This window comes from Carnobacterium maltaromaticum DSM 20342 (assembly GCF_000744945.1).
In the GTDB taxonomy this organism is placed as follows: Bacteria; Bacillota; Bacilli; order Lactobacillales; family Carnobacteriaceae; genus Carnobacterium; species Carnobacterium maltaromaticum.
In genome coordinates this window covers 1,409,628-1,424,461 of record NZ_JQMX01000001.1, presented here as the reverse complement: position 1 = coordinate 1,424,461, position 14,834 = coordinate 1,409,628, and the positions used below count along the sequence as shown (strand labels likewise).

The window sequence follows — 14,834 nt, the reverse complement described above, 5'->3', positions numbered from 1 at the left end:
GTAAAAAAATCATGTATGATAAAGGAAATCATTAATAATAATGCGAGGGTGAAAAAAAATGGTGAAGTACCAAGAAATCGCAAATGAAATCAGACAGCGAATTAAAATGGGATTATATCCAGTTGATACGCTCATTCCAGATCAGATTACATTAGCTAAAGAATTTGATGTCAGCCGAATGACAATGAAAAAAGCACTAGATATTTTAGCTATGGAAGGCTTAATTTATCGTCAAAGAGGAGCGGGAACATTTGTCATGAAGAATGCCTTGGCTCATCCTTTAGATGCTCCGGCTAAAGAATACGAAGGTTTAACGAAACAATTAAAAGGACAGCAATTAACTAGTCAAGTAATCTATTTTAATATTGAATTTCCTAGTCAAGAAGTGATGGATCAGTTGATGTTAAAAGAGAGTCAACCGGTCTACAAAATTATTCGGTTAAGAAGTGTAAATCAAGAGCCATATGTAATAGAGCATACGTATATGCCAGCAGATATTGTTACAGGATTGACTGAAGACGTTCTTTTAGGCTCTATTTATGCCTATTTAAAAGAAGAATTAGGCTTCGTATTTGGTGGAGCTTATCGGAAAATTCATGCAGATAAGGCATCTGAGTATGATCAAAAATATTTAGAATGTGGGGAGCATGATCCCGTTTTAGAAGTAGAACAACTTGTTTATTTAAAAGATGGCCGACCTTTTGAGTATTCAAGAAGTCGACATCGTTATGATAAAAGAAGTTATACTGTTTTAGAAGTTAGTAACAACAGCTAAAAAACATGAAGGGGATTAGATTCCCTTCATGTTTTTTTAGTTATATATTTCATAGCTAATCACATTACTATCCGTTTTTTTTAGTTCTTGACGTAAATAATGTAAGTAAGTACCTGGGGAAAGGATTCCGTTAAGTTTTAATAAATCAATTCCAGAGGGACCTAAAATTGTATCAGCTAAGAGGACACAATTTGTTGTTAAAACAAAATAAGATTTGAAAGGTTCATTTTTAAATTTATAAAATGAAGCAGCAATTTCCTTGGAAACATCGCTAGCATAATCTGAATAGTCGTTTGGATTTATATTGGGATTATCCATCAAAGCTAATTCTAACTCAGAACGCCAAGGAGTGGCGGTGGACTTTAGTTCGCTAATAGCATTTCGAACTTTTACTACTTGTTCATCCGTTAAGATAATTCCGAATCCAAATAATGTTTTTTGACTGTATTTAATACAAAAAGGAATATAATCCTCTTTACTTGAAGTCATAAGTACACCATCCCCCATGGTATCAAAAAGTCGATAGGAAGCTTCATCGTAATTTCCGTAAGAAATAATCTCGCCATCAAAGTACAGATCCATATGCCCAATAGCACCAAAGCTTTTTTCAGTCACATGAATAAATATTTCTAAATTTGGGACTAAATCATTTTTTTTATCAACAAATTCTGAGATTGAACTAGGATCAGAACTAGTTTTTAAAAAATTATTGGTTTCTTTTAGGACCATCTTAGGAAGAAATGCTTCCACGAAAATGGGTAATGTAATTCGAATTTTTCGTTTAAAATCATCAATCTTTGTCCGTTCAAGAAAATTTAAAAGAAAAAAGTAAAGATTTACAATGCCATACATTAAGAAGTAGAGCCCAAATGTATTTAACGTTTGATTTAAGTGGAAAAAAGGTGAAAATAAAAGTAGAAATCCAATCGTCAAAAGAAAAATACCACTAACGAGTAACTGGTACCAACCGGCTAAATGACTTTTTCGAAGAGTGCGGTAAGCAATAATCTTAGCAAAGCCTTTAATGGCGGTATATCCTCCAAAAATCATCATAACGAGATGGATTGGAACTGTGGGTAAATAATAAATAATTAAGCCAACAAAAACTTTTATTGAGCTATCTTGAAGTAATTTCCAGTCTTTCTGTTTATGGATAAAAAAGCGAATAAGATGAGATAAACCGTCGATAAAAAAGGCAATCGCTACTAAAAAAAATAAAGGCATAAAAATGGTTTCATTAAAAACAATGATGATTCCACCTAATGCGACTAATAAAATTCCAGTGCAAAATAAAATAAATTGATTTTGATATTTTGTAGACATATAATGTAAACCTTTCTAAAAATAAATAATAATAAAGCTATTTTATAGAGATGAAACGCATAAATCATGTAATTGACGTACTCTTCATTCTACCATTTTATTGATTTAAGTTAAAGCCAGCCAATTAGAGTCTGAATAAAAGAAGAACTTGTTTTATAGGTATACTTATATTTTTGTTGTTTCAACACTGTGTGTGTATTGTATATCTTTATTTTTTTTTCGTGTTATACTAATTGGTATATATATTATTGAAGGTGGATTGATGATATGAATGACCAACAAAAGTACTTAAAATTATTAGCAAAATAATTTCCAACAATTGAGCAAACTGCCAGTGAAATCATTAATTTAGAAGCTATATTAAATCTTCCAAAAGGCACAGAACATTTTATTAGTGATGTTCATGGTGAATACGATGCTTTTCAGCACGTGTTGCGAAATGGTTCTGGAAATGTGAAGCAGAAGATCAAGGTACTGTTTAAAGGCAGGTTGAACCAGCAAGAAATGAAGCAATTAGCTACCTTGATTTACTACCCAGAAGAAAAAACAGCTCGTACAATTAGTCAGTTGCAATCAAAAGCAGAAATTGAGTTGTGGTATCAAAAAACACTCATTCAATTGATTGAACTTTGTGAATTTGTAGCTTCTAAATATACCCGTTCTAAGGTGAGAAAGGCAATGCCACAAGAATTTTCTTATATTATTGAAGAACTTCTTTTTAAATCTAGTACAATTTCTGATAAAGAGGATTACTATCAAGAAATTATCGCGACGATTATATTGTTGGAACAAGGGACAGAATTCATTGCAGCGATGTCTTATTTGATTCAGCGCTTAGTTGTTGATCATCTCCATGTCGTTGGTGATATTTATGACCGAGGTCCTTTTCCTGATAAAATAATCGATACACTTATGAACTATCATTCCGTAGATATCCAATGGGGCAATCATGATATTTTGTGGATGGGGGCAGCTAGTGGTTCGGCTGTTAGTTTAGCAAATGTAATCCGTATTTGTGCACGCTATGATAACTTAGCTATTTTAGAAGAAGGTTATGGGATTTCATTACGTCCTTTACTGACTTTTTCAGATATGACTTATGCAGATGATTCCAATAATTGGTTTAAGCCAAAAATGAACGTGAAGAATCAAGAGTATTCAGCTGAAGAAATTCGACAAATTACAAAAATGCACCAAGCGATTGCAATTATTCAATTTAAATTAGAAGGAGCGATTATTGAACGTCATCCAGAATTTGATATGGATTCTCGCTTAGTTTTATCGAGGATTGATTACAGTGCAGGAACGATTAATTTAAATGGCCGTAAGTATCCTTTGAAACATCATTACTTTCCAACAATTAATCCTAAAAATCCGTATCAACTGACCTGTGAAGAAGAAAAGTTAATTCAAAAATTAGTGACTGCTTTCAAATCTAGTGAACGTTTGCAAAAACATATTGCTTTTTTATTTCAAAAAGGGAACATGTATTTAACTTACAATAACAATTTATTATTACATGGTTGTTTGCCTTTAAATCCGGATGGAAGTTTTATGCAAATGCAGATTTCGGGGAATAGTTATAGTGGTAAAGGTTTATTAGATCAATTTGAACGAGAATTAAGATTAGCCTATCACAAAAAGGATGGGACTAAGGAAGTTCATTTAGATATGCTTTGGTATTTATGGACAGGAGCCGTCTCACCTTTATTTGGTAAAAATCAAATGACGACATTTGAACGCTATTTTGTAGAAGATGAGGAAACGCATATTGAAAAGAAAAATGCTTATTATCATTTAAGGAACAATAGTGAAATATGTAAAAATATCCTAAGAGAATTTGAAGTTGATCCAGAAATAGGCCATATTATTAATGGCCATACGCCTGTAAAAGAAAAAATTGGAGAGAGTCCGATTAAAGCAGACGGTAAGCTAATTGTCATTGATGGTGGTTTTTCAAAAGCATATCAAAAGACAACTGGTTTAGCAGGTTACACATTACTTTATAATTCTTATGGAATGGAATTAGCTTCACATCAACCTTATAGTTCAAAAAAAGAAGCTATTGAAAATGAGCAAGATATTGTTTCGACTATTCGTGTGATTGACCGAGAGTTGAAACGAAAAAAAGTTCGCGAAACAGATAATGGGAAAGAATTAAAAAAACAATTGATTGATTTAAAAGCACTATTAAATGCCTATCGAGCAGGAGAAATTTTTGAGGAAAGATAACAGTTAGATGACCTTCCGTTAAATCGGGAGGTTTTTTTGCGATTTAAAATATAAAAATGATAGATTAAAGATAATTTAGTGAACAAATTCAAAATTAACAAATTATGACTATCATAATGATATGTATTTTGATAGTATAGGGAAAGTGATGAATTGGAAAATAAATAAGAATAGATTGAGTAGACAAAAATAGAATAAGAACCAATGGGAAAGTCCCAAAAATGCTAAATAAAGGGACGAGAGAATTAAATCTCTAGCCCCTATAATGGTCTTATTTTTGTAAATAACGAATCTTTAGTAGTATTAGCGAGAGCCTTCCAATAAACGGCAGTCGGTTTTACGGACAATCAATTTCCCATGGTATTTCTCATTTAAATCTGTATCAGAGTTGAGAGCAACGACTAAGAATGAATTTTCATAAACTTTTTCGATGTATCCTTCAAATTCTTTGTCTTCAACGGTGAACACGATTTGGTCTGCATATTCCATTTTTTTCGCCTCCAAGCAACTATAACGAACTATTCAAAATTTGAATATCATCATTATGCAGTAAATTTAAAAAATAATAAAATGCAAATTCGCATATTTTTTGAAAGAGAGGTCATTTATGTCTCAACTGGGTCATCGAATTAAAATTATCAGGAAAAAAAATAATATGACACAAAAAATTTTAGCAGATAAAATCTGTTCTCAAAGTGTTTTAAGTCGCATCGAAACAGGAGAAGAAGTCCCAAATGCTGTCGTATTACATCAACTATGTGAACGATTAGGAATCACAGTTGAGCAAGTAATGTCGAATAATATGCAGAGTATTTCGAATCATACAGAACTAATAAAAAAAATGCGGGTATATTTTGACAATAATCGTTACGAAGAATTAGCACTTTTTTTGAAAGAAAGTAATTGCATCAATGAGTTTCACGAAGATGTTGACTTACAATTTTATTACTATTGTTTAGGGAGCTGTCGCTATTACTTAGATAAGGAATATAAAGAAGCCTTACATGATTTACAAATGGCATTAGAGTATACTTACTCCCCCAATAACCATTACTACACAAACTATGAAATTTTAATTTTAAGCTGTATTGGGAAAACGTATTTTTCGATGGGACAAGTCCAGAAAGCTTTTTATTACTTGCATGAAAGTCTAGCTGCATTATCAAGTGTATCCATTAATGAAAATACCTATCTTCTAACGCGAATTTTTTATAACATTGCGACAACCCATGCCTTGAATGGTACTTACGAAGAAGCGCAGATCTATCTAGAAAAGGGGATTCAGTTCGCTAATCAAGTTCACAATAGTTACTATTTATCAGAATTATTCTATGAGAAGGCTATTATTTCTCACCTACAAAGAAATATAGAAGTGGCAATTGAAGAAATGTATATTGCTAGTGGTGTCGCTAAAGCTGTGGATAACCAAGAACTTGTTGCTTTGACCCAAGAGAAAATTGACCTATGGAAAGAATAAAGAAAATCTAAGGCTGAAATACAGGAAATAAATGTGAAATTTAGCCTCATTCATAAAAATGATGGAAAAATAAACTAAGATTAATGGTTAGGTGTTGTAAATATGAATTAGAATGATTATAATATGAGATGACGTCTAAAAATTAATATATGGAAGACATTTATTTACAACATTAGACAAGATAAATAAGAAGGAGGTTTTTTTTGATGAGCTTTGATATTGAAAGTTTAGCTCGTTTTCAATTTGCAATGACAACAGTGTTTCACTATTTTTTTGTGCCCTTATCAATTGGTTTAGCTTTAACTGTTGCGATTATGCAAACAATGTATGTTGTTAAGAAAAATGAAATGTACAAAGAGATGGCAAAATTTTGGGGACATATTTTCCTATTAAGTTTTGCGGTAGGGGTTGTGACGGGGATTATTCAAGAATTCCAGTTTGGTATGAACTGGTCGGATTATTCACGTTTTGTCGGTGATATTTTTGGAGCACCATTAGCCGTAGAGGCCTTACTAGCCTTCTTTATGGAATCAACCTTTATTGGTTTATGGATGTTTGGTTGGGACAAGTTTAATAAAAAACTTCACTTAGCATTCATTTGGTTAGTTGTATTTGGTTCAATGATGTCTGCTTTCTGGATTTTAGTAGCCAATGGCTTTATGCAACATCCAGTCGGATATGAGTTAAACAATGGTCGTGCTGAGCTAGTTGATTTTGGAGCAGTATTAACCAGTCATCAAGTTTGGTATGAATTTACGCACGTTATCTTCTCTGCAATTATGTTAGGTGCTTTTGTAGTCGCTGGACTTTCAGCTTTCAGATTATTGAAAAAAGAGCACAAAGCATTTTACCAAAGTTCATTAAATATTGGTTTAGTTATTGGTTTAGTTGCGGCTGTATTAACAATTGGAGCTGGGGATTTACAAACGAAAGCTTTAGTTAATGATCAACCAATGAAATTTGCGGCAACTGAAGGTTTGTATGAAGATTCAGGAGATCCTGCATCATGGACTTTAATCGGTTTCCAAGATACCGATAAAAAAGAAACTGTTTGGTCTATTGAAATTCCTTATTTATTAAGTATTCTTTCTTTTAACAAGCCAGAAGGCGGCGTTAAAGGTATGTTAACAATTAATGAGGAACTAATCGCACAGTACGGCAAGCAAAATTATTTCCCACCTGTTAAAACATTGTTCTGGAGTTTCAGAATTATGGCAGGAAGTGGCGTATTCCTAGCTTTAGTCGCAGTGGTTGGCTTATGGTTTAGTCGTAAGAAAAAAACATTATTAGAAAAGAAATGGCTTTTATATGTCATCGCATTTTGTACATTTGTTCCATTTATTGGGACAACAGCCGGTTGGTTAATTACTGAATTAGGTCGTTATCCTTGGACTGTCTACGGATTGTTTACAATTGCTGACTCTGTTTCACCAAATGTTTCTGTAACATCATTACTAATTAGTAATACAATTTATTTCTTATTATTTGCTGGTTTAGGTTCCGTTTTAGTTTATCTAATTACTCGAGAATTAAATCAAGGACCGTATCATGAAGCAAAAGTGAAAGATCATGATCAAAAAGCAAACGTAGATCCATTTGAAAAGGAGGCATTCAAATAATGGCTGATATTAGTGGATTACAGTTTTTCTGGTTTATTTTAATAGGTGTATTGTTCGCCGGTTTCTTCTTTTTAGAAGGTTTTGACTTTGGAGTCGGAATGTCAACACGTTTTCTAGCTCGTGACCGCGAAGAGCGCGATCAAGTCATTGGCACAATTGGGCCCTTCTGGGATGGGAACGAGGTTTGGTTAATAACAGCCGGTGGGGCAATGTTTGCTTCGTTTCCAAATTGGTATGCTGCTGTATTTAGTGGCTATTACTTGATTTTATTCGCAATCTTATTTGGTTTAATTATCCGTGGTGTTTCATTTGAATTCCGTCATAAAATGGCAACTGAAAAAGGTCGTCATTTCTGGGATTGGACGCTATTCTTCGGGAGTATTATCCCACCATTTTTCTTTGGTGTTTTATTTACTAGTATGGTAAGTGGTATGCCTTTGGATGCAGATGGAAATATGATGGCAACTTTTACTGATTATTTCACACCATTCTCAGTAGTTGGTGGAGTAGCTGTAACATTACTTTGCTTCTTACATGGTTTAAATTATATCCGTATTAAAACATTAGGTGACATTCGTGAGCGTGCAGAAGCTTTAGCTAAGAAATTGTATATTCTTTTATTTGTTGGCTTAGTTGCTTTCGCTGGATTACTGTATTTCTATACAGATTTCTTTACAGTTCATTTAGTTTCAACTTTAGTACTTCTAGTAATCATTATCTTGTTAAGTGTAATGGCTACGTATGGTGCTTACAAGAATAAAGAAATGTTATCATTTATTACAAGTGGGTTAACTTTAATTGCTGTTGTAGCATTGTTATTCTTTGGATTATTCCCAAGATTAATGGTCAGCTCACTAGATCCAGCTTATGATTTATTAATTGCTACTGGATCAAGTTCACCTTATACGCTTAAATTAATGACGTGGATATCGTTATCGATTCTGCCGTTTGTGTTAGGCTATCAAGGTTGGAGTTACTACATTTTCCGCCAACGTATTTCTAAGGAGAAAGCGGTGAAATATTAATTATGATGGATAAACGTTTATTGAGTTTATCTGGCATGAAAAAAATGATGGTGATGCTTGCAGGGATTTCGTTCCTGCAAGCTTTTATGATTATTTTTCAAGCTAGATATTTAGCTCTTTCAATTACAGGTTTATGGAATGGTGAAGGTTTGACGAGTCAGTTTAGCCATATGCTATTCTTTTTTTTAGCATTTGCAGGACGTCATTTACTGACCTTAATTCGTGAAAAAGTATTAGACCGATTTTCTTATGAAAAAGGAAAAGAATTACGCAAAGAATTGTTAACAAAAGTCTTTTCTTTAGGACCAAATCTCGTTCAAAAAGCTGGAACAGGTAATGTTGTCACAATGGCTTTAGAGGGAATTCGTCAGGCTGAAAATTATATCACGCTTTTTTTATCAAAAATGATGAATATGATGATTATTCCTTGGTTGGTTTTAGCGTATGTCTTTATGTTAGATGTTGATTCAGGCGTGACGATGATTATTGTTTTCCCAATTATTATTATTTTCATGGTAATTTTAGGCTATGCTGCGCGTGGGAAGGCGGATCGCCAATATGAAACTTACCGTGTTCTTTCTAATCATTTTGTCGACTCTTTACAAGGCTTAGAAACCTTAAAGCTTTTAGGTTTAAGTAAGAAATATCAAAAAAATGTTCATGATGTTAGTGAGAGTTATCGCAAGGCAACGATGAGCACATTGAAAATTGCGATTTTATCCACTTTTGCATTAGATTTCTTCACAACGCTATCAATCGCCGTAATCGCTTTATTCTTAGGACTGCGCTTGTTAGATGGCGGTTTGACTTTATTACCAGCTTTAACTGTTCTAATCTTATCGCCAGAGTTTTTCTTGCCATTACGTGAATTTTCAAGCGATTATCATGATACACTAGATGGAAAAAATGCAATGGGGGCTATTTTAGATGTTTTAGCTTTAGAAAGTCCAACAGATGTGGATATTTTAACAGAAGCGGAAGGGAAATGGACTGTTGATAGTCAATTAGTAATTAAAGATTTAACAGTTCAGTATGAAAATAGTGACACTTCGGCTTTAAAAAATATTGATTTTAACTGGCAAGGCTTTGGTAAAATTGGTTTAATCGGTGCGAGTGGATCTGGTAAATCTTCGTTTATTGAAACAATAGGAGGTTTTTTACAGCCAGAGTCTGTAGCCGAAATTAAAATAAACAATGTTAAGGTTCCTCATTTTGCGCAACGGAATTGGCAAAAAGAAATGCTTTATATTCCGCAAAAACCCTATTTATTTCATGATACATTAGCAAATAATATCCGTTTTTATGTACCTACTGCTAGCGATAATGAAGTTGAAGCTGCTGCTGAAAAAGCTGGATTAAAAGACTTTATTAAAGAGTTACCAGACGGGATAGAAACAATTATTGGCGAAAGTGGTCGTATGATAAGTGGTGGACAAGCACAACGTGTGGCAATAGCTCGGGCGTTTTTAGATACTGAACGCAAAATTTTATTGTTTGACGAACCAACGGCTCACTTAGACATTGAAACGGAAGTTGCTTTGAAAGAAGCAATATTGCCATTAATGGACAATCATTTAGTCTTTTTCGCAACGCATCGACTTCATTGGACGAATGAGATGGATTATATTTTAGTAATTGATAATGGAGAAATTGTTGAGGCAGGAACACATGAAGAACTGCTAGGTAAAGCGGGAGCTTATGTTGCTTTGATGAATCAAATGAGAGGGGGAAACCATCATGAATAAAAAAAGAGGGCAAGAAATTCGTGAAACCTTCTCTCAAGATACTTGGGTGAAGCCTTATTTGACGAAATATCGTAAATTACTGTATCTCGTTTTATTTTTAGGCTTTATGACTTTATTTTGTGGCAGTGCGTTGATGTTTACTTCTGGTTTTTTAATTAGTAAATCAGCTAGTATGGGTATTTCTATTCGAAATGGTAGTAATGAAAACATTATGTTAGTTTATGTGCCGATTGTTTTAACTAGAGCATTTGGAATTGGCAGACCTAGTTTTCGCTATGTCGAACGCTTAACAAGTCATAATTGGGTTTTGAAAATGACATCTGATTTACGTGTTAAACTTTATCGTTCATTAGAAAAAGATGCTATTTTCTTTAAGGGCAAGTACAAAACTGGAGATATTTTAGCTGTTTTAGCAGAAGATATTGAACATATTCAAAATTTGTATTTACGTACGATTTTTCCAACACTAATTTCTTGGGGAATTTATGTGGTCGTTGTGATTGCATTAGGTTTCTTTTCAGTCCCATTTGCGATTATGATGTTGATTATGTTGGCTGTTGTAACAATCCTTTTACCGCTAGTTTCACTTTTAGTTAATGGAGCTCGAATGTACTCACAAAAGACAGCACGGACAGGATTATACAATAAATTAACAGATGCTGTTCTAGGTGTAGGCGACTGGTTATTTAGTGGCCGTAAAAGTGATTTTATTGCCAGTTATGAAGGCAATGAGTTTGATGTACGAAAAGATGATGCGAAAATCAAACAATTTGATCGTACACGAGATTTTATTGTCCAGTTAATTTTTGCTCTAATTGCTTTAGCTGTTTTAACTTGGACTAGTATGATTTTTCAAGGAGAGCACGGCGGAGCCGCTAACTGGATAGGTGCTTTTGTCTTAGCTATATTTCCTTTGATTGATGCTTTTGCTCCGGTTCCAAGTGCGGTTTCTGAATTAACTATCTATGAAGATTCAGTTAAACGTATGAATGCCTTGCCAGTTGTAGAAGAGACAGAAGTAAGTCCTGCTACACTAGCAGCGATAAAAGAGTTGGAAACAGAATCATTTAAAGAACTTTTGATTGATGATGTTTGTTTTTCTTATGAACAAGATCAAAAACAAATTTTAGAGAATGTGACTCTTCGTATTCCTAAAGGTAAAAAAATAGCGATTTTAGGCAAAAGTGGAGCGGGTAAAAGCACATTAGGAAAATTAATTCGTGGTGACTTAAAACCGCAACAAGGAAGAGTTTTATTAAATAATATTTCAACTTACCAACTGCAAGATACCGTTGCAAATTGGATAGGGGTCATCAATCAAAATCCTTATCTTTTCAACACAACGGTCTTAAATAATGTTCGTTTAGGGAATATAACTGCAACGGATGAAGAAGTTATCGCTGCTTTATATCAAGTTGGTTTAGGCGAGATGCTAGCAGCTTTACCTGATGGTTTTCATACAATTGTTGAAGAAGCAGGTGGACGCTTCTCAGGAGGCGAAAGACAACGTTTGGCGTTAGCTCGGATTTTATTGCAAGATGCACCAATTGTCCTATTGGATGAACCAACAGTTGGCTTAGATCCGATTACTGAACAAGTCCTATTAGATGTTCTTTTCAATGTGTTGTCGGATAAAACCATTATCTGGATTACCCATCATTTACAAGGTGTTGATCAAATGGATCAAGTTGTGTTTATTGAGTCTGGAAAAATTGAAATTGAAGGCACTCCAAAAGAGTTATTAGCCAACAATAAACGTTACCAAACACTCTACCATTTAGATCGTGGTGAGTAAAATTAAATGACTAAGAAGCCTCTCATTTTTATGTGAGGCTTCTTTTTTTGAAAAATAGCGTGAAAATAAAAAGATAAGTTCCTTTTTACATATAGTTTAGTTGAGTAAGATCAAATAAATCAATTGGAAGGTGTAAGTATGTATAAGAGGAAAAGTGGTCAACTAGCCAAAGAAGACAGTCAGAACTATATCGATTTTGCGCGAGATATTAAAGTAGCCAAGTATTTATTACGGAAAAAATTTCCTTTTCAACAGGTATTAGATGCTACAAATTTAAATCCTAAAGAGCTTAGTATAGTGATTAAAGAAGTGCGTAAAGAAGCCAATTATCAATACGAGTAGAGAGGATAATTGATAAACAATAGAGAAAAGACTAGGATTATAGATAAATCCTAGTCTCTTTGTAAATTTACGAATGAGTTATTGCTTAGTCAGAGTCAACATGAAACATAGCCAATTTATTTAAATCAATAGGGCCCACTTCTGCGACTATTTTTGTTCCATTGTCCAAGTATTCTTCGCTTTCAACGGCTGCTTTTTCATTTAAATAAGCAACATATTGCGTTTGATTATAGGGAATTAAAAAGGTAGCTTTCGTGTATTCCTTAAAAATCGTACTTTTGATGATCTCAACTAGCATACTTAAAGATTTTTCATCACGTGCAGAGTAGATAAAATGATTATCCTCATAGGTTGGATAAGAAATTTCAGGAATTAAGTCTGCTTTATTATAAGCTAAGATGACGGGAATATCTAATATCCCAATTTCAGCTAATGTTTTATCGGTTGTATCCATCATTAATTGATAGTTAGGATCTGAATAATCAACCACATGAATTAACAAATCCGCTTGTTTGGTTTCCTCAAGTGTTGAGCGAAAGGCTTTAACTAATTGATGCGGTAATTTACTGACAAATCCGACAGTATCACTTAATAAGAATTTTTTCCGATCAGGTAGCACAATTTCTCTGACACTTGTATCTAGAGTAGCAAAAAGCATATCTTTTTCAAAAACAGTTTTGGCCTCTTGAGAATGAAAATGCTGAAGTAATTGATTCATCGTTGTTGATTTTCCAGCATTTGTATAGCCAACTAAGGAGACTAATGGAATCTGATTTTTTTGTCGCTTATGTCTTCTAGTTTGCTGTTCTTTTGTAATGGATTCTAATTCCAGATTTAAGCGTTTAATTTGATTTTTTATTGTTCGACGATCCAGTTCAATTTGTTTTTCACCAGAGCCGCGATTATTAAGACCAGATCCACCACCTTGTTGATCCAAAGTTGTTCCTTGATCTGTACGAAGTCTAGGCATTTCATAGTTTAATTGAGCAATTTCAACTTGTAATTTAGCTTCTTTACTTTGAGCTCGCTCTGCAAAAATAGCCAATATTAATCGTGTTCGATCAATGACTGTTAATTCAAGTTGTGCTTCTAAGTTGCGCAATTGAGTAGGAGTTAATTCATCGTTCGTTACAATAGTATCAACTTCTAATTCAGCTGCTAAGTTGATAATTTCTGTTAATTTACCTTTTCCAACGTAAGTGGCAACATGTGCTTTGGCTAGATTTTGACGAATCTCACCAACAACCTTAAGTTGGTTAGCAAAGGCTAATTCTTTTAATTCGGTCATTGAATAATCAAAATTTTCTTGATTTCCACTGACACCTATAATAATAATATTTTTTTCCATATAAAAAGACCTCCTGAAAATTTAGTTTCAGTGCGGTCGGGAAAGGCAAACAGAAGTTATACTCATGATGGAGAAGAGAGTACAAAAAAGAAGCCTGATCGTTTCAGCGCTTCTTCAATAATTTATTCAAGAATGAAAAAATGGACGCACTATACCAATCCCAACCTGTAAAATTACAGGTTATCCGCACTATTTAGTTAGTTAGGCATGTATCTGGGAAACGTAAGCGTATAAAGTACATTTTTTTCAAGCTCCTTTGTAAGTTCAATTTGTCAACGATATCATTCTAACACGGAGAAAAAAAGAATGCAAATCTTAGAGTATACCTAAATCTTATTCAAGCTTGTTTTGTGAAGAAGACTAGTAAATAAGTTAAAAGACTATCCACCTTAAAGGTAAATAGTCCTAAATAGTGATTAAAAAAATGCTAAACAAGATTTTATTAGGAAAAGTAGAGTGATTTTTACAAATAATTCGATCAAATTATTGTTTTACAACTGGAATCCACATTTCGCCAACTAAAACACCATCGCGAGTTCCCATTTCAACACTTGTATTTGGTCCACCAACATAAGCAACATTGGTTACCTCTGGTAGCACTTGGCCAAATGTTATCCCTGTTAAATTGTTACTTAATTCCTCAGAAGTCGCACCTTCACCTTTAACTACTAGATACTCTCCTTTAGGGAATTGAATCAACCTTGTAGCTTCTGGTAACTCTTCTTTTGACATAACCCCTACATAATACATCATTTTATTGTTCACAGCTTCATTGACAATAAAGAAATAACTATTTGAAGCAACTGATTTTAAGGTATCAATTGTTCCATCCGTTTGTACTTTTTGAAGAAAATCTGATTTTTCTTGCTTGATACCAACAAAATCGGTATAGTCACTTTTTAGTTCAACCCCAAATCCTAGAATTGTAAAACTTTCTTTTTCCTCTAATGCATAATTTGACATGTCGCATCCTCTTTTCTTTAATTATTAAAAAGTTCGTTGAGCCGATTAGCTCTGACAAAAAGATAGGAAAATACACACAAAGTATCTTTTTACTTTGAGGGGATTTTATCTTCTTTTCGAAGAGTTGGCTCAAAAGAACTAGCCTACTAATTCAAATGTTTTCTTTTTTCATTTGATAAGTATATAATAA

Annotated in this window: 12 protein-coding genes; 8 read left to right on the top strand and 4 right to left on the bottom strand. The window is 33.5% G+C overall.

Going from position 1 to position 14,834, the window contains the following annotated elements:
* Positions 1–58: 58 nt before the first annotated feature.
* Positions 59–775: a GntR family transcriptional regulator gene (locus BR77_RS06900; protein WP_010050918.1), complete on the top strand. Its 717-nt coding sequence runs from the start codon at positions 59–61 to the stop codon at positions 773–775.
* A 36-nt stretch (positions 776–811) separates the two neighbouring features.
* Here BR77_RS06900 and BR77_RS06895 read toward each other — a convergent pair whose 3' ends face one another.
* Positions 812–2,098, bottom strand: a complete 1,287-nt coding sequence (locus BR77_RS06895) for an HdeD family acid-resistance protein (RefSeq protein ID WP_016356350.1) — start codon at positions 2,096–2,098, stop codon at positions 812–814.
* Between the two features lie 318 nt (positions 2,099–2,416).
* Between BR77_RS06895 and BR77_RS06890 the strand changes: the two genes are divergently transcribed.
* Positions 2,417–4,330, top strand: coding sequence for a fructose-1,6-bisphosphatase (locus BR77_RS06890; RefSeq protein ID WP_236700865.1), 1,914 nt, complete (start codon positions 2,417–2,419; stop codon positions 4,328–4,330).
* Positions 4,331–4,633: 303 nt separating this feature from the next.
* Here BR77_RS06890 and BR77_RS06885 read toward each other — a convergent pair whose 3' ends face one another.
* Positions 4,634–4,819: a hypothetical protein gene (locus tag BR77_RS06885; protein ID WP_010050923.1), complete on the bottom strand. Its 186-nt coding sequence runs from the start codon at positions 4,817–4,819 to the stop codon at positions 4,634–4,636.
* A gap of 118 nt (positions 4,820–4,937) precedes the next feature.
* Between BR77_RS06885 and BR77_RS06880 the strand changes: the two genes are divergently transcribed.
* The 6 genes from BR77_RS06880 to BR77_RS06855 all read left to right on the top strand — a co-directional run bounded on the left by BR77_RS06880 (position 4,938) and on the right by BR77_RS06855 (position 12,333).
* Positions 4,938–5,807, top strand: coding sequence for a helix-turn-helix transcriptional regulator (locus tag BR77_RS06880; RefSeq protein ID WP_035064393.1), 870 nt, complete (start codon positions 4,938–4,940; stop codon positions 5,805–5,807).
* Between the two features lie 206 nt (positions 5,808–6,013).
* Complete coding sequence (locus tag BR77_RS06875) at positions 6,014–7,426, top strand: cytochrome ubiquinol oxidase subunit I (protein WP_010050928.1); 1,413 nt, start codon at positions 6,014–6,016, stop codon at positions 7,424–7,426.
* An 8-nt stretch (positions 7,427–7,434) separates the two neighbouring features.
* Positions 7,435–8,451 (top strand): cytochrome d ubiquinol oxidase subunit II, encoded by a 1,017-nt coding sequence (gene cydB / locus BR77_RS06870; RefSeq protein WP_029451128.1) that lies wholly within the window; start codon positions 7,435–7,437, stop codon positions 8,449–8,451.
* Between the two features lie 2 nt (positions 8,452–8,453).
* Entirely contained in the window at positions 8,454–10,196 is a 1,743-nt protein-coding gene (cydD, locus tag BR77_RS06865; RefSeq protein ID WP_010050931.1) for a thiol reductant ABC exporter subunit CydD, read from the top strand.
* Positions 10,189–11,991, top strand: a complete 1,803-nt coding sequence (gene cydC, locus BR77_RS06860; RefSeq protein ID WP_015075767.1) for a thiol reductant ABC exporter subunit CydC — start codon at positions 10,189–10,191, stop codon at positions 11,989–11,991. The genes cydD and cydC overlap by 8 nt, the downstream gene beginning before the upstream one ends.
* 138 nt (positions 11,992–12,129) lie before the next feature.
* The gene (locus BR77_RS06855) at positions 12,130–12,333 is read left to right on the top strand and encodes a hypothetical protein (protein WP_015075768.1); all 204 of its coding nucleotides are present in this window, start codon (positions 12,130–12,132) and stop codon (positions 12,331–12,333) included.
* 85 nt (positions 12,334–12,418) lie between these two features.
* On the opposite strand, the gene hflX is transcribed toward BR77_RS06855, so the two are convergent.
* Both hflX and BR77_RS06845 read right to left on the bottom strand, forming a co-directional pair.
* A complete protein-coding gene (gene hflX, locus BR77_RS06850; RefSeq protein WP_035064389.1) occupies positions 12,419–13,681 on the bottom strand; it encodes a GTPase HflX in 1,263 nt (420 codons plus the stop codon).
* A 483-nt stretch (positions 13,682–14,164) separates the two neighbouring features.
* On the bottom strand, positions 14,165–14,644 hold the full coding sequence (locus tag BR77_RS06845; protein WP_015075770.1) for a GyrI-like domain-containing protein: 480 nt from the start codon (positions 14,642–14,644) through the stop codon (positions 14,165–14,167).
* Between the last annotated feature and the right edge of the window lie 190 nt (positions 14,645–14,834).